Below are 17,413 nucleotides of genomic sequence, written 5' to 3'. Positions count from 1 at the left end.
GAATGAAGATTTGTGTAATTAGTTATGATTTTTGGGGCTACGACAAACATATTGTAGATACACTATGTAAAAAGGGTATTGATGCACATCATATTAAAATCGGAAACGTTACGCATTCAAACTTTCAGGAGAGAGCAACTAATGCCATCAGTAAGGTTTTTTTAAATAAGAACCTGAAAACGGAGAAAAGACAACAGTTTGTTATCGATTCGCTTGCAGCATTAGGCCCTCAGGATCAAATTTTGGTTCTAAATCCTGACACATTTGATATATCTACTCTTCAGGAAATTAAGGCATACAGCAAAAGACTTATTACTTATCTATACGATAGCCTTGAAAGGCTCCCTGTTGAAATTGAAAAACTTAAGCTTTTTGATAAAATTTTTTCATTTGATATTATTGATGTTAAAAAACACGCTTTTGAAAAGCTGACCAATTATATTTATCTGGATCACCATTCTTCGGAGGAGCAGAATCCGGAAATGGATCTTTTCTATATTACATCCTACGATAATAAAAGAGTCTCTTTTATTAAGTTACTTACGAAGAAGTTAATCGCTTTGAATTTAAAATTTCAAATTATGATTATCGGTAAGAAAAGCTGGAAAAATCAACTAAAGAATTTATTTATTACAGTGCCGGAAAGCTTATCCATTATCTTTAGTATCAAGAAAATTTCCCATCAGGATCTTCCGGGATATTATAAAAACTCGAAAGCCCTACTCGATCTTACACGGGAAAACCAACACGGATTAAGTTTCAGGGTTTTTGAAGCAATGGCACTCGAAAAGAAAATCATTACCGACAACATAGCTATTAAAGACTACGATTTTTATAATCCCAACAACATCCTAGTTCTAGATGAAACCTGCAGTAATCTGAATACCCAATTTTTTGAACAGCCGTACGAGAAGATTCCAGACAATATTTATTACTTTTACACAATTGATAGCTGGGTTGATCGTGTTTTTAAACTGGCTTAAAAAATTATTTCAACTATAAACCAATGATTACACTTACTGATCAGTCTAAAATCATCATATTTTGTCCACCCAACAGTGTTACAGGAGGTCCTGAGGCATTACATCAGCTTGCAGATAAACTCTATCAACTACAGGTTAAACATGTTTTTATGCATTATATTCCAAAACGGAAAAATGCAAAACCTGCTAATTACTCTATTTATCAGACTACTGAGATAGAACAGATTGAAGATCATCCGGAAAATATTCTTATCGTTCCCGAATCGATGACCTTTTTGATAAAAGAATATCCGCTAAGTCAGAAGATAATCTGGTGGTTGAGCGTAGATTTTTATAAAATATTAATGGACTATAGAATAAGAAAGCAAAGTATATTTACAAGGCTTTTCTATAGACAAGCTGACAAAGAATATCATTTTGAGAAGCTACCTAATGTTTTCCAGTGGGCTCAATCTTACCGTTCATCGGCTTATATTAAAGAACATGGAATTCCCGATAATCAGATTGATTTTGTATGTGACTATATCAATCCCAGCTTCTTAAAAAACAAGAAGCCTATTATAAAAGATCTTAACAATAAAAAAATCCTATACAATCCACGTAAAGGAAAAAAAGAAATCGCACAATTAATTAAAAGTTCACCAGATCTGATTTGGGTTCCAGTTCAAAATATGAATGCAAGCCAGATTAAAGATCTTATGGAAAAATCTTTACTGTATGTTGATTTTGGGGAAAATCCGGGAAGAGACAAAATGTTAAGAGAATCTGTTTCGCAGGATTGCTGTATTATTTCAGGAAAGAATGGTTCATCTGCTTATTATGAAGATCTTATGATTCCGGATGAATATAAATTCACTTTCAATGAAAACAAAATTCCAGATATTATTGCAAAAATAAAAGATGTTCTGGAAAACTATCCTAAACATATTCCTCATTTCGAACCCTACAAAAAAATGGTTCTTAATGAAGAAATTTCATTTGAAGAGAAGCTAAAAGAAATATTTACGAAATGACTTCAAAGAAAAAAATTACTTTAATCTATCCCTTTGCATATGGTTATATTGATTTTGTTGTTGAAGAGCTTCAGTCGGATGCATCCATAATAGTTACAGATATTAAAACCGATACGATAAAGTATTCTTATCCTAATTTTTTTGTGAAAATATGGAATGGTATTACAAAATTGTTTGGGACTAATATCAAAAAAAAATACTTTAACCGACAAGTAATAAATCAAATCACCGAAGTTCAGGATATTATTTTTGTGATCCGACCTGACATGCTAGAAGATTCTCTATTAAAAGAATTAAAAAAGAAGACAAAAAGCTTCATTGCTTATTATTATGATAGTTGTAAAAAATACCCCCGACAATTACAAATATCACACTTTTTCGACGAGATTTATTCCTATGACAGAGAAGATATTGATCGACACCAATTTATAGAAACCTCAAATTTCATTTACGATGAAGTAATTGAAAATCAACTAACTAAATACGACATTTTTAATATATCGTCTTATGATTCAAGAATAGGGGAAATTGACAAAGTATCAAAAACATTATTTGATGCAGGGTTTTCTATTAATTTTGTTTTATTTTGGTATGAAAAATTAACGTATCCGCATTTAAACTCTATAACAGAATACTTGACACTTAGTGAAACTAAGAAACTTATCTCCCAATCCAAGGCAATGATAGATATACAAAGACATGACCAGAAGGGACTTTCTTTCAGAACCTTTGAAAGTTTAGGATACCGTAAAAAACTGATTACGACAAATTCAGAAGTAAAAAATTACGATTTTTATCATCCTAATAATATGTTAATAATCGATAGTAGTAATTTAGATACAGAAGTAATCAAGGATTTTCTAAAGCTTGATTATGTTGAAATTCCACAGGATATTCTCAATAAATATACCGTTAAGAGTTTTACACAAAAGATATTCAAATTATAAAGCAATGGGCATTAAAAGAAAAATAAAAAATTATATCTATCTCAAGAACCATTATCCTTTATCCGAAAAGAACATTATTCCTGATGAGAATAAAAAAAAATGTCCTTATTGTAGATAGTCAGATTCCTACTTTTGATAAAGATTCCGCTTCGAATCGAATCACCGAGATTGCCAAATTTTTAGCCAAACATTATAATGTCTATTTAATGGATTGGAGAAAAGCAATTCCAAAGGTAGAATCAAAAAAATACATTAAAAACCTGAATGATCATAATGTAATTGTCTATACTCCGTTTATAGGAAAATACGGAATCATGAAAGGAAAAAAGCATTTCATCAACAATCTTCTTCCTAAACTTGATTTTGTGTGGTGTCATAGACCTGAACTTTTTGAATATTATCTGGATTTTTTCAGAAAGGAAGCGCCAAAAGCCAAGATAATTTATGATATGGTAGACATTCATTATCTAAGAATGGAAAGAGGCCTTGAAATTAAATATGATAAAAACAGAGCTAAGGAACTTGTTCACTATAAATATATTGAAACTGAACTGTGTAAAAAAGCAGACAAGATTGCGGTAATAAGTGATAAGGAAAAGGAGTTTATGACTGCTTTTGTAGATGAATCCAAATTATTTACTGTCAGTAATGTTCATAATCTCAAAGTTAAACCGGAAGATATGCCACCTTTTGAAAAACGAAATGGTATATTCTTCATCGGTACATTTTTACACGATCCAAATGTAGATGCCGTAGAGATTCTCTATCACAAGATCATGCCATTGGTTTGGAAAGCTTTACCTGATCTGAAAATTACGATAATCGGATCTGAGGCGCCACAATCCATTATAGATATGAATTCTGATAAATTTGAAGTAGCCGGTTTTGTGGAAAATATCATCCCATACTATGAAAATTGTTTTGCATCGGTATCTCCTTTAAGATTCGGAGCCGGTGTAAAAGGAAAAATAGGACAGGCCCTCGAGTATACTTTACCTGTACTCACGACAGAAATAGGTGCTGAGGGAATGTTTTTGAAAGATGGAGTAACGGCAATGATTGCAGGAAATGAGGATTATCAGAAGTTTGCGGATAATATCATTAAGATATGCAGTGATAAAAATACCTGGGATACTTTACATAATAATTCAGAAAAAGCAATCTATCCATTTTCGATCGAGGCTCAGAAAGATGAAATTTTTGAGCTTCTTAAATAGACCACTTGACAAATGTTTCCTTTTTGAGGAAACATTTGTTTTGATTTCCTTTTCAGATTAAAGCTGGTATTCTATCATGAAGTCACAATCAAAGGTTAATGATCTGTTGATAAATAGCAACAAGTTCATCTGAACTTTTTTTCCATGAAAACAGTTTAGAACGCTCCAGTCCCTTTTTAGCATATTCTTCTCTTACATTTTCATTTACATATAAATCCAGCATAGTTTGATATAGTAATTCATCATCGTCTGGGCTCAGCATAACTCCAGCATCTCCCACAACCTCCGGTAAAGATGAAGTATTAGATGTCACCGTTGCCACACCACATTGCATAGCTTCTAAAGGAGGCAAACCAAAACCTTCATAAAAAGACATATAATAAAAAGAATGTGCATGGCTGTATAAGCTGGCCAGATCTTCATCAGGAACTCTTCCTGTGATTATAATTTTATCTTTTAGTTCCTTTGCATTATTGTACTCATCGAAAATTTTATCATAATCCCATCCTTTTGCACCTACCAGTACTAATCCTAAATCGTCAATATCATTTTCTTTAATAACCCTGATAAAATTACGGATTACAAAATCAACATTTTTACGAGGTTCCAAAGTTCCTACACTTAAAAAATATTTTTCAGGAAGATTATACTTTTCCTTTATTGAATTAAATTTATCAACATCTTTACACACATAAAAAAGAGATTCAGAGGCTGCTAATAAATTAACAAAGACATGGTCAGGATTGATATGAGGAGCATAGTTGAGTAAATCTTTTTTCGTATTTTCAGAGACACAAATAGCATATCCATCTTCTCCTATACTTTCTATAATTTTTTCTATAAGAGTTGCATTAAAGTGCAGTTCCGGAAATAAAATAGGTATTAAATCATGAACGGTAACAATCTTTTTTAAATTTCCATACTTCCTTATTTCATTATTGATCGGGTAATAGAAAGAGTGAAAAATTTCAGCTTTTCTAAAAATCTCTTCAAGATGCACATTCTTATAATTGTAAATACCTCTCCTATTATAAAAATGACGCAAAAGCTTTTCTTTCCTGAATGGTAAAAATACCCTCCTATATCTTTGATTGGCTTCTTTTATTGATATGGAATGGTCAGAAAAAAAAATCATTTATTTCTTTTGTACTTGTTTCATTGTTCAACACACTTAAATGAGAGTAAAATGTTTCTATTGTACTATTCTTACTTAATTCCCGAAAAAAAGCCAAAGTGACCCTAAAGATTCCGGTCCTGTTATCTTTATAAAAATCTGCTATAACATCAGCATCTAAAATTACTTTTATACTCATAAGAATATCTATACAATGGTATCGTAAAAAGAGTTTTGCTGTTCCTGTCGTTTAATCTCTTTAATATGCAGCAAACACATTGAATAATCAGAAGCTGGAAGACCTGCTATTTTTTTATAATTGCATAGTTTTTCGTGCACCTTATTTTCCCATTTGATTCCTCTGTTAAGTTTAAAAATACGATGCTGATAATCCGGAAAATTAATATACCCCTTGTCATTAACCAGCCAATTCCAGCGTTCTATGTGCTCATCGGTAATTCCATGAACAATATTTATTCTAGGAACCATGAAAACGTCTTTTTTCCTCTTTTTAAAAAGATATGGCTTTATTTTTATCATAAGAGAAGGTTCAGGAATCTCATCCGCATCTATTTGAAATAAATAGTCTTTCCTGGCAACTTTTATCAGATTATTTTTAAAGGTTGCAAAATCACCGTCAAGACGTGCTTCGATCCGGATAATTTTATTCCCATACGTATCAAGAATGTCACTAACTTTTTGATTTTTATTGGTTATATCCTGCAATACAATAACTTCATCATTTTTATTTATTGCTGGAAGTAAGGCATTTAAAAGTTTGACAATTTCATCAGCTTCATTGTTCACTGTTATCCCGTAAGAAATACTTACGATTTTTTGTAAAATTTGGTTAATAACTCTCATATCATTAATTATAAATTATCGGATAATTACCTGCAAAGTGAACAAAATAATTTTCAGCAATAACTTTTCTTACAAATTTTTTATATTTTTTTGTAGGGAAGATACAGTATCCATTTTTTTTACAAAAGTACTTTTTTATGAACTTTGGAACATTTTTTTTCAAACGCTTCAATTTGATTTCCTTCCTTAGTTCCTTTTATTTTGTATAAGACCTGAACATTAAATTCAGCTGGTAATGCTTCAAACCACCCATTGACCTGGGATATATATGCGAAGGGAGTTTCCTCAAAGCTATTTAATTCTCCCTGATTATGCTCTGAAAAGTAATAGTCTTTAAATATATCTGCCACTTTTTTTGGACGGAAAATAAATACTCCTCCGTTAATACTTCCCTTTAATAAAGGATGAGTATCAAAATGCCTATCTGTAAAATATATTTCAGTGGTTTCCTCCAATATTCTTGGAATATGTCCCCAGGTTTTATTAAACTCCTCTGTTCCCCGTGGATCAAGGACTGCTCCAAAATATTTATTCTCAGGAAGATATTCAAATACAGATGGAGCTTTTTCAGATATCGCAATATCAAGATCCAGAAACAAAACGATATCATATTGCATTATTTTGGAAGGTATAAGTAATTTTTGTGATAATAATGGGCGATAAAAGTCTTCATCCAGAGGTTTGTCAAGAATAATTAAATCTGCACCGCATTTTTGTGCGTACTTCTTAAACTGAGTTTTACTTTTATTAAATATTTTCTGATATTTTTCTCCTACTATAAAAAGACAGATCGCTTTTTTCATTTAATTTTATGTTTCTACAATACAAAAATACGCTTTAAAAACATAAAAATATCTGTCCAACAAATTGGCCAATATATTTTGTAAAAAATTAAATATATATTTCTGAACAAATTTCCTGCTGATTAAATTTAATCCAAAAACAAAACACTTCATCCTCCACATAATTTTAAGTAAATTTGCACAAAATTAAAATTGATAATGGAGAAAGTAAGAGTACGTTTTGCTCCAAGTCCTACAGGACCTTTGCATTTGGGAGGTGTAAGAACCGCATTATATGATTATCTTTTCGCTAAAAATCAAGGTGGCGAGTTTGTATTGAGAATTGAAGATACAGATACAGCAAGATATGTAGAAGGTGCTGAAGAATATATTGAAGAAGCTTTAGAATGGTGTGGAATCATTCCAGATGAAAGTCCTAAAAAAGGAGGAAAATACGCTCCTTATCGTCAATCTGAAAGAAGAGAAATTTACGACAGGTATACCGAGCAGATCTTAAAAACGGATTATGCATATATGGCTTTTGACACTCCTGAAGAACTGGATGCTATCCGTGCAGAATACGAAACTAAAGGAGATGTTTTTTCTTATGATAACAAAACAAGGAATCGCCTGAGAAACAGCCTTGCATTATCCGAAGAAGAAGTACAAAAACTTTTGGATGAAAAAACACCTTACGTGGTGAGATTCAAAATGCCTGTCGACAGAATTTTAAATCTTGAGGATATTATCCGTGGTAAATCATCTGTAAATACCAATACTTTAGATGATAAAGTTTTGGTTAAAAATGATGGAATGCCCACTTATCACTTTGCCAATGTAATCGACGACCATGAGATGAAAATAACTCATGTTATTCGTGGAGAAGAATGGTTACCTTCTTTGGGCTTACATACTTTATTATATGAAGCAATGCAATGGGAAGCTCCACAATTTGCTCATCTTTCACTTATTTTAAAACCAGAAGGAAAAGGCAAACTTAGCAAAAGAGATGGTGATAAATTCGGATTTCCTGTATTTCCGTTAGATTTCAAAGATCCCGAAACCGGAAATATCTCCAAAGGTTACAGAGAAAACGGATATCTTCCGGATGCATTTATTAATATGATCGCTCTCTTAGGATGGTCCCCTGCTGATGATAAGGAAATTCTTCCATTGAAAGAAATGATAAAAGAATTTGATCTTCATAAAGTTCATAAAGCAGGTGCGAGATTCAGTAAAGAGAAAGCGGAGTGGTTCAACCATCAATATATTCAGTTAAAGTCTGATAAAGAACTTCTTGACATTTTAAAAAGTACAGATCTTGATTTATCCCACATTTCTGATGATAAACTAATCAGAATTATCCATCTTATGAAGGAAAGGGCAACATTTCCAAAAGACATTTATGAAAATGGAAAATTCTTCTTTGAAGCTCCTACTTCCTATGATGAAAAAGCATCAAAGAAAGCGTGGAATGAAGACACTGCAACCATTTTAAGTGAACTCTCTGTTGTTTTAGAAAAAACAGAAACATTCAATGCAGAAACATTGAAGCAGGTGGTACATGATTTTGCAGATAACAAGGGCCTTGGCATGGGCAAAGTAATGATGCCTTTACGTCTCGCTCTTGTAGGAGAATTGAAAGGGCCAGATGTCCCGGACATCATGGAACTGCTTGGAAAAGAAGAAACTATAGTAAGAATAGACAATGCTATTAATAATTTTAAATAGAGTTTCATAATTTTTCATAAATTTGAACGATATAATTTACTTCAAGAATGGAATATTTAAGTTTCGAACTTCCTATAAAAGAATTAATGGACCAATACCAAACATGTTCTTTAGTAGGAGAAGAAAGTGGTGTTGATGTAAAATTAGCATGTAGTCAAATTGAGGATAAGATCATAGAGAAGAAAAAAGAGATCTATGGAAACCTTACTCCTTGGCAAAGAGTACAACTATCCCGTCACCCTGATCGTCCTTATGCATTGGATCATATCAATGGTATTGCAGACAAGGGTAGTTTTCTGGAACTTCACGGAGACAGAAATTTTGCAGATGATCCGGCATTGGTTGGAGGCTTAGCTACTCTGGATGGTCACAAAGTAATGATCATCGGAACCCAAAAAGGGAGAACAACCAAAGAAAGACAACACAGAAGATTTGGGATGCCAAATCCTGAAGGATATAGAAAAGCTCTTAGACTAATGAAATTAGCTGAAAAATTCCGCATCCCGGTTGTAACTTTAGTGGACACACCTGGAGCATATCCTGGATTAGAAGCAGAAGAACGTGGACAAGGTGAAGCTATTGCCCGAAACATTTTTGAAATGGTTCAGCTTAAAACTCCGATATTCACTTACATTATTGGTGAAGGAGCTAGCGGTGGAGCATTAGGAATAGGTGTTGGAAATAAAGTATATATGCTGGAAAACACATGGTATACTGTAATTGCACCTGAAAGCTGTTCTTCTATATTGTGGAGAAACTGGGATCACAAGGAAGATGCAGCGAATGCATTAAATCTTACCCCACAAGATGCCTTAAGAGAAAAATTCATTGATGGGATTATCGAAGAACCTCTGGGAGGAGCACACTACGATCCTGAAACAGCATATTTGAATTTGAAAAGTTCAATTTTGCAAAACATAAAAGCTTTCTCTAAGTTTACAGGACAGGAACTTGAAACTCAACGTCAAGAAAAATTCATTGCCATGGGGCAATTTAAAGGATAAAAATAAAAACGGTTAAGAAATTCTTAACCGTTTTTTTATTCTATATTGATCATTCAATTTTTTATTCAGAAACATTCAGCTCAATCTCAATATCTTTGCTGATCTTTTTTATGGAGGAATATTTTGCATCACAAACCATTGTTGTCAAAACATATTCTCCCTTATCTATTAAAATAAAATTCTGCCCTTTTGCAGGAACACTTAGATTGTAATATTTTTTCCCACTGATCTTTACAATCAAATTACAGTTCGATCTATTTTTAATATTGATGTATGCCTCTTTTAAATTAGTATCATTGCTAAAAAGATGAGTAAGCATAGCAGCTGTCCTTTTATTCTCTTCACTTGGTTCCGATTTTTTGCTTCCGCTAACGCTGGCATAATTTACTTTTGTTTCAGAAGGTGCAGATGCTGAATTTACGGCTAGTGTTTTGCCACTGTTCAATTCATTATTTTTAACAATTTTTTCTATTTTTTCTTTACTAATAGGCTTAATAGTTGGTTTTGCCTCCGGAGAATTATCAGCCATAATTATTTCTATCAGCTTCCTTTTAAAGTAATCTGTTTTTGCATGATTCGGGTTTTGTTTTAAAAATCCGGCTATTACTCTTGCCTCCTTTGAACTTTCAGCATCCTGTTCAGTATATATTATCAAAGTCTCTTTTTCCACAACAGCTTTAGATTTGGCCCTTTTCTTCTTCTGAGAAAAGCCAAGTGTAAAAATGCATAAAAATATAAGGAGAAATATTTTTTTCATTAACTAAGCATTTTAAAATTATTAACAAATAAATAACGTGAAAAGTCAATTTTTAGTTTGTCATTAAAATCATTATCTTTGCACTGCTCAAAAATAAACTAAAAAATCAAAACTAATTCTTAATAAAAAAAATAATAGATATTATGTCTTATACACCAGCTGCTGCAGACGTAGCAAAATTGAGAAACCAAACAGGTGCAGGTATGATGGACTGCAAAAAAGCTTTAGTTGAAGCTGAAGGAGATTTCGAAAAAGCAGTAGATATCCTTAGAAAAAAAGGACAAAAAGTTGCGGCTAACAGAGCTGACAGAGAATCTACTGAAGGAGTTGTTATTGCAAGAGTAAATGAAGATAACACTTTAGGTGCTGTTATTTCTTTAAATTGTGAGACTGACTTTGTTGCTAAAAACGAAGCGTTCATCGAGTTAGCTTATGAGTTAGCTGAAATGGCAATTTTTGCTGCAACTAAAGAAGAACTTCTAGCTACAGACTTCCACGGAATTACTGTTGCTGAAAAACTTATCGAGCAAACAGGAGTTATTGGTGAAAAAATTGAGATCGGTGCTTTTGAAAGGCTAGAAGGTCCTTTCTTAGGAGCTTATATCCACGCTGGAAACAAAATCGCTGCAATTACATCTCTTTCTTCTAAAGTAGAAGGAGCTGATGAAGCTGCTAAAGCTGTTTCTATGCAGGTTGCTGCAATGAACCCTATCGCTCTTGACGAAACAAGAGTTTCTCAAGAAACTATTGACAAGGAATTAGAAATTGAAAGAGAACTTCTTACTAAAGAAGGTAAGCCTGAAAACATTATCGACAATATCCTTAAAGGTAAAATGCAGAAATTCTACAAAGAAAACACTTTGGTTCACCAAGCATTTATTAAAGATGGAAGCCAATCTGTAGCAGACTATGTAAAATCTGTTAATGGAGATTTAAAAGTTACAGGATTTGTAAGAGTAAGTCTTAACTAATCTTGTCTTCTTAAGATAAATAAAATCCCGATGAAAATTCATCGGGATTTTTTTATGCTCTTACTATTATTTTTGAACTTAAAATCGCCATGATAAAAATTATTCTTTTTACGATTATAATTTTCATACACTCAAAAGATTTTGACATATAATTATGAATTATTTTTTATTTTAGCCCGTAATTTATTAATGATATATCAAATATTATTTTAAATTTGTAGAAATCCTAATTCCCAAGTTTATGAAAAGATTTCTACTCAGTTTATTACTGTTCTTTTTTACAATTAACCTATTTTTCGCACAAAGAGATACTGAGCACTGGATAGCCCCTTATTATGATACCGTTGGAGGATATACCAACGCATTATATTTATCTACAGATTCGATCACTCCCTTTGATGTACAAATTTATAATAATAATGCCGTGGTTACCACTGTTACAATCAGTAAAGGGAGCCCACAGGTCTATACCATCACGGACAATGCCCTTATAATGGCCAACACTACAGCAAATGCTTTTACTGCAACAAGTAAGGGACTATACCTTAAAGGGGACAAGCCTTTTTATTGTAGTTTAAGATTAGCACAAAGCGTACATGGTGAAATCATCACCAGTAAAGGAAAAGCGGGTATTGGTAAAGAATTTTTCGTAGCATCCAGCCCTAACACTTCAACAAGTTCACTATACAATTTTACCGCAGGAATTCTTGCTACAGAAGATAACACAACTGTAACTGTCTCATGGAATGGCACAGGCGTTACTTTTTATGGAGGAACACCTACAGGAAATTCACATACTTTCACATTAAACAAAGGACAATCATTTATATTTGCAGGTTCCGGGAATTCCAGCCCAAATCTTACCGGATTTATCGGTGCTAAAGTTGTCTCCGACAAACCCGTTACATTAACCAATGGTAGCTGCAATGGAAATTTCGGGATATTAGGATCCGGAGGTTCTGACCCTGTTCTCGACCAGTCTGTTCCTGTAGAAAGACTGGGTAATACTTTTGCCATGGTCAAAACTAGGTCCACAGCCCCATCTCAAAATATGGAAGGCGGAATCATCATAGCCACAGAAGATAATACTGATATATTTTTAAATGGCTCTCCTACTGCTGTAGCAACAATCAATGCAGGACAATGGTATAGAATCAACGAAACAAGTTATGTAACACAAACCGGAGCGGGAACACATTCCAATATGTTTATTTCCACATCCAAAAAAGTATATTTATATCAATTTGTAGCTGTAGGAGATAGTAATGCTACCTGTGGATTTAATTACATCCCACCTCTAAACTGTTTCCTGCCCAGAAAGATTGATGAAATTGGAAACATTAATCAGATGCCGGGTATTTCAAGTGGGATTACATTAAAGCTAAACATTTTAACAGAAACAGGAGCAGCTGTTTTAGTGAACGGAGTCGCTCCAACGGCCGCACAAGGACCTTACCCCTTGACGGGCAATACCCAATGGCAAACCTATGCCATTGAAGGGATTACAGGAAATGTATCCATCACATCTACAAAAGCGGTAACTGCAGGAATTAACGGCGGATATAGCTCCGCAGGATATGGAGGTTACTTTGCAGGATTTTCATCAGTACCAGTAATCAGTAAAAAGACAGGGGAGTGTGTCCCAGGTATTGTTTTGGAAGTTGACGATGGATATGAAACCTATCAATGGTACTTAAACGGAGTTGCCATTCCTGGCGCTACTACCAATACTTACACTCCTACCCAGGCAGGAAATTATACCGTGAAAGTTGGTATGGGAACATGCCCTCCTGTAACAACGCCTATTTATAAGGTTTTCAATTGTATGAAAAATACAACAACCAGTATAAATGCTTGTGCTACTAAAATTATAACCCCGACCTTTTCAAGCTCTACACAGACACCTGTACCGAGTACTGTATCAATTTTAACAGCACCTACTCACGGAACGGCAGTTCTAAACCCTTCGACAGGAATAATAACTTATAATCCTACACCGGGATATTTAGGACCAGATGTAATCGTTTATACTTTCTGTGGAAATGCTCCGGAATTCATCGACTGCGAAACAGTAACTGTAAATCTGACAGTTGTCCCTTTTATCGTAAAGGATGCTACCTTGGAAGCATGTCAATATGAAGACAAAGCCTATTTTGATTTAACAACAGCAAACGTTATTGATTTTAATTTAGTAACAAAAAAATACTATCCTACTTTAGCTGACCTGAACGCTAATACCAATCAGATCACAGAACCTCAACACTATGGTTCTGCGGGAGGAGTTGTTTATGTTAAAATTACAAGTAATGAAGGATGTACAGGAATTGCAAAAATTACACTAATTGCAAAACCTATTAAGAAATCTCCTACTCTGCTTGATAAATATATTTGTATTGATTCAAGAACCAATCTTGATGCAGGCCCTGGTTACGATTCATATCAATGGAGCACGGGTGCCACTACACAATCTATAGAGGGAGTAGGAGTTGGTGAATACACCGTTATTCTTGGAAAAGACGGATGCTTTGTTACACAGATTGTAAAGGTTATCAAAACTCAGGATCCTGTAATTACTCAGATTGAAATCTCTAACAATACGGCAACTGTTATTGTAAATGGTGGTACACCACCTTACAAATATTCCGTAGACGGAACATCAAACTGGCAGGATTCAAATGTATTTACCAACCTTTCCAGAGGTCAACATACATTCTACGTAAAAGATGCCAATAATTGCACACCTATTTCTGTTGAAATTACGGTTCCTAACTTAATCAACGCAATAACTCCAAACGGCGACAATATCAATGATTATATTGATTACAGTGAACTGGGTTATAAAGAGAATCTTAGCTTTGTTATCTATGACAGGTACGGAAATAAAATATTCACTGGCGACAAATTCAACAATTACAAATGGGATGGAAGACATTTCGATAAGAAGATAGTGACCGGAACTTATTGGTACCACATCAACTGGAATGAATCCAACAAAGAAAAAACACCTATAAAATACACGGGTTGGATTTTAGTAAAAAATAGAAATTAACATTAAATAATTATTAAATAATTAGACCACGATTAATTAATCGTGGTTTTTTATTGTTGTAATAGATTATTGTTAAAACATATCAAATAATCTACTATTTTGTATAAAATTATAATTCCCAATACCATGAAAAAATATTTCTTTAGTCTAGTTCTGGTTCTTTTTATAATTAATACACTCTTTGCCCAGAGGGACACAGACCACTGGATAGCTCCTTATTATGATTCTATAGGTGGTTACACCAATGCATTATATTTATCTACAGATTCAGTAACCCCATTCGAAGTAAAAATTTACAACAATAACACTGCTATTGGAGCAGTTATTATCAGTAAAGGAAACCCTCAGGTTTATACGGTTAATAATAATTTTATATCAGCTTCAGTTGCCAGTAATGGCTTCACAGTTACTAATAAAGGATTATATCTCAAAGCAGACAAACCTTTCTATTGCAGTTTGAGAATGGCAAGAGATGTTCACGCTGAAATTATTACAAGCAAAGGGAAAGCTGGTATTGGTAAAGAATTTTTTGTAGCATCCAGTCCTAATACGTTAACGAGTTCACTATACAATTTTACGGCAGGAATATTAGCAACCGAAGATAACACAACTGTTACTGTTTCGTGGAACGGAGCTGGTCTAATTTTTTATGGAGGAACACCTAGCGGAAACTCCCATACTTTCACTTTAAATAAAGGACAATCATTTATATTTGCTGGTTCAGGAAATCATACTGCAAATCTTACCGGATTTATAGGAGCTAAAGTTAGCTCTAATAAGCCTGTATCACTTACCAATGGTAGCTGTAATGGAAATTTTGGGATATTGACTATGGGAGGATCTGATCCAGTTCTTGACCAAGCCGTTCCAGTCGACAGGCTAGGTAATACTTTTGCCATTGTTAAAACTCGCTCTACTGCTCCAAATGAAAATATGGAGGGAGGAATCATCATAGGCACAGAAGACAACACAGATATATTTTTAAATGGCTCATCCACTGCTGTAGCAACAATAAATGCAGGACAGTGGTATAGAATTAATGAAAGCAGTTATGTCACACAAACTGGAGCAGCAACACACTCCAATATGTTTATTTCTACTTCTAAAAATGTTTATTTATATCAATTCGTAGCTGTAGGCCCTACAACTGCAACTTGTGGTTTTAACTACATCCCTCCTCTCAACTGTTTTTTACCCAGAAAAATTGATGAAATAGGAAATATTGATCAAATGCCTAATATAAATGCCAATATAACCCTGAAGCTAAATATTTTGACAGAAACAGGGGCATCAGTTTTAGTGAACGGAGTCGCTCCGACGGCCGCACAAGGACCTTACCCATTGACCGGAAATACCCAATGGCAAACCTATGCCATTGAAGGGATTACAGGAAATATATCAATAACCTCTACAAAAGCTGTAACTGCAGGTGTCAATGGAGGATATAATTCGGCAGGATATGGCGGATACTTTGCAGGATTCTCATCCATTCCAGTTATTACAAAAAAAGCAGGAGATTGTGTGCCTGGTATTATTTTAGAAGTTGATGATGGATATGAAACTTACCAATGGTATTTAAATGGAATAGCAATTCCTAATGCTACAAATAATACATATGCGCCAACTCAGGCCGGTAATTATACAGTAAGGGTTACTATGGGCACATGTTCACCTGTAACAACTCCCATTTATAAAGTATTCAATTGTATAAAAAACACAACAACAAGTATAAATGCTTGCGCCACTAAAATTATAACACCCACGTTTTCAAGCTCTACACAGACACCTGTTCCGAGTACTGTATTAATTTTAACAGCACCTACTCACGGAACGGCAGTCCTAAATAACTCTACAGGGATAATTACTTATACCCCTACTTCTGGATATTTAGGGCCAGATGTACTTGTTTATACATTTTGTGGAAATGCCCCAGAGTTTATTGATTGTGAAAAAGTAACTTTACATTTAGCCGTGGTGCCTTTCATTGTAAAGGATACCACCTTAGAAGCATGCCAGTACGACGGAAAGGCTTACTTTGATTTAAGCACAGCTAATGTCATCGACCTTCCTCAGGTCATAAAAAAATACTACCCTACATTAGCGGACTTAAATGCTCACACTAATGAAATTACAAATCCTCAAAGCTATGGTTCTACGGGAGGTGTTGTTTATGTTAAAATAACAAGCCCTGAGGGCTGTACCGGAGTTGCTAAAATTACATTAATTACAAAACCAACCATAAAATCCCCTTATTTAAAAGATAAATATATTTGTATTGATTCTAGAACCAATTTGGATGCAGGCCCAGGTTACTTATCATATCAATGGAGTACAGGCGCCACTACGCAATCCATAGAAGGGGTAGGAGTTGGGGAATACAGTGTTATTCTACAAAAAGACGGATGTTCTTTTACACAATTTGTGAAAGTATTAAAAGCGCCAGATCCTGTAATTACTCAAATTGAAATCTCTAACAATACGGCAACTGTTATTGTAACAGGTGGTACACCACCTTACAAATATTCCGTAGATGGAACATCAAACTGGCAGGATTCAAATGTATTCACCAACCTTCCCAGAGGTCAACATACATTCTACGTAAAAGATGCCAATAATTGTAAACCTATTTCTGTAGAGATTACAGTTGTCAATCTTATTAATGCCATAACTCCTAATGATGATGGACATAATGATTATATTGACTACAGTGCTTTGTCATACAAAGAGAATCTTATTTTAGTTATCTATGACAGGTACGGAAATAAAATATTCACCGGCGATAAATTCAATAATTACAAATGGGATGGAAAACATTTAGGCAAAAAGATTTCCACAGGAACTTACTGGTATCACATTAACTGGAATGAATCCAATAAAGAAAAAACACCTGTAAAATATACGGGTTGGATTTTAGTAAAAAACAGAAATTAAATTTGACAATATTTCCAAACCACAATCTTAGAATTGTGGTTTCTTTTTAT

13 protein-coding genes are annotated in these 17,413 nt (G+C 33.8%); 9 read left to right on the top strand and 4 right to left on the bottom strand.

Going from position 1 to position 17,413, the window contains the following annotated elements:
* Positions 1-2 precede the first annotated feature (2 nt).
* The 4 genes from ACJ5H0_RS21415 to ACJ5H0_RS21400 all read left to right on the top strand — a co-directional run bounded on the left by ACJ5H0_RS21415 (position 3) and on the right by ACJ5H0_RS21400 (position 4,160).
* Positions 3-983: a glycosyltransferase family protein gene (locus tag ACJ5H0_RS21415; RefSeq protein WP_411251970.1), complete on the top strand. Its 981-nt coding sequence runs from the start codon at positions 3-5 to the stop codon at positions 981-983.
* Positions 984-1,006: 23 nt separating this feature from the next.
* On the top strand, positions 1,007-1,996 hold the full coding sequence (locus ACJ5H0_RS21410) for a hypothetical protein (protein ID WP_411251969.1): 990 nt from the start codon (positions 1,007-1,009) through the stop codon (positions 1,994-1,996).
* Positions 1,993-2,943, top strand: a complete 951-nt coding sequence (locus tag ACJ5H0_RS21405; RefSeq protein WP_411251968.1) for a hypothetical protein — start codon at positions 1,993-1,995, stop codon at positions 2,941-2,943. The genes ACJ5H0_RS21410 and ACJ5H0_RS21405 overlap by 4 nt, the downstream gene beginning before the upstream one ends.
* Positions 2,944-3,026: 83 nt before the next feature.
* On the top strand, positions 3,027-4,160 hold the full coding sequence (locus ACJ5H0_RS21400; protein ID WP_411251967.1) for a glycosyltransferase: 1,134 nt from the start codon (positions 3,027-3,029) through the stop codon (positions 4,158-4,160).
* A gap of 88 nt (positions 4,161-4,248) precedes the next feature.
* On the opposite strand, the gene ACJ5H0_RS21395 is transcribed toward ACJ5H0_RS21400, so the two are convergent.
* The 3 genes from ACJ5H0_RS21395 to ACJ5H0_RS21385 form a co-directional block, all read right to left on the bottom strand.
* On the bottom strand, positions 4,249-5,295 hold the full coding sequence (locus ACJ5H0_RS21395; protein ID WP_411251966.1) for a glycosyltransferase family 4 protein: 1,047 nt from the start codon (positions 5,293-5,295) through the stop codon (positions 4,249-4,251).
* A gap of 186 nt (positions 5,296-5,481) precedes the next feature.
* The gene (locus tag ACJ5H0_RS21390) at positions 5,482-6,138 is read right to left on the bottom strand and encodes a glycosyltransferase (protein ID WP_411251965.1); all 657 of its coding nucleotides are present in this window, start codon (positions 6,136-6,138) and stop codon (positions 5,482-5,484) included.
* 119 nt (positions 6,139-6,257) lie between these two features.
* Positions 6,258-6,941 carry a glycosyltransferase gene (locus ACJ5H0_RS21385; RefSeq protein ID WP_411251964.1) on the bottom strand — a complete coding sequence of 228 codons (684 nt, stop codon included), beginning with the start codon at positions 6,939-6,941 and terminating at the stop codon, positions 6,258-6,260.
* Between the two features lie 198 nt (positions 6,942-7,139).
* On the opposite strand from ACJ5H0_RS21385, the gene gltX reads away from it, so the two are divergent.
* Together gltX and ACJ5H0_RS21375 are read left to right on the top strand one after the other, a co-directional pair.
* Complete coding sequence (gene gltX, locus ACJ5H0_RS21380) at positions 7,140-8,651, top strand: glutamate--tRNA ligase (RefSeq protein WP_411251963.1); 1,512 nt, start codon at positions 7,140-7,142, stop codon at positions 8,649-8,651.
* Positions 8,652-8,698: 47 nt separating this feature from the next.
* Positions 8,699-9,655: an acetyl-CoA carboxylase carboxyltransferase subunit alpha gene (locus ACJ5H0_RS21375; protein ID WP_172280876.1), complete on the top strand. Its 957-nt coding sequence runs from the start codon at positions 8,699-8,701 to the stop codon at positions 9,653-9,655.
* Between the two features lie 61 nt (positions 9,656-9,716).
* Here ACJ5H0_RS21375 and ACJ5H0_RS21370 read toward each other — a convergent pair whose 3' ends face one another.
* Positions 9,717-10,412 (bottom strand): DUF6759 domain-containing protein, encoded by a 696-nt coding sequence (locus ACJ5H0_RS21370; RefSeq protein ID WP_172280878.1) that lies wholly within the window; start codon positions 10,410-10,412, stop codon positions 9,717-9,719.
* 143 nt (positions 10,413-10,555) lie between these two features.
* Between ACJ5H0_RS21370 and tsf the strand changes: the two genes are divergently transcribed.
* From tsf to ACJ5H0_RS21355, 3 genes are all read left to right on the top strand, one after another.
* Entirely contained in the window at positions 10,556-11,383 is an 828-nt protein-coding gene (gene tsf, locus ACJ5H0_RS21365) for a translation elongation factor Ts (RefSeq protein WP_172280880.1), read from the top strand.
* 241 nt (positions 11,384-11,624) lie between these two features.
* The gene (locus ACJ5H0_RS21360) at positions 11,625-14,432 is read left to right on the top strand and encodes a T9SS type B sorting domain-containing protein (protein WP_411251962.1); all 2,808 of its coding nucleotides are present in this window, start codon (positions 11,625-11,627) and stop codon (positions 14,430-14,432) included.
* A 126-nt stretch (positions 14,433-14,558) separates the two neighbouring features.
* Positions 14,559-17,363 (top strand): T9SS type B sorting domain-containing protein, encoded by a 2,805-nt coding sequence (locus ACJ5H0_RS21355; RefSeq protein WP_411251961.1) that lies wholly within the window; start codon positions 14,559-14,561, stop codon positions 17,361-17,363.
* The last annotated feature ends 50 nt before the right edge of the window (positions 17,364-17,413 follow it).

The organism is Chryseobacterium proteolyticum (assembly GCF_046591535.1).
Classification (GTDB): Bacteria; Bacteroidota; Bacteroidia; order Flavobacteriales; family Weeksellaceae; genus Chryseobacterium; species Chryseobacterium proteolyticum.
Note: the sequence above shows the minus strand (reverse complement) of the source record. Positions and strands in the feature narration are given on the sequence as shown.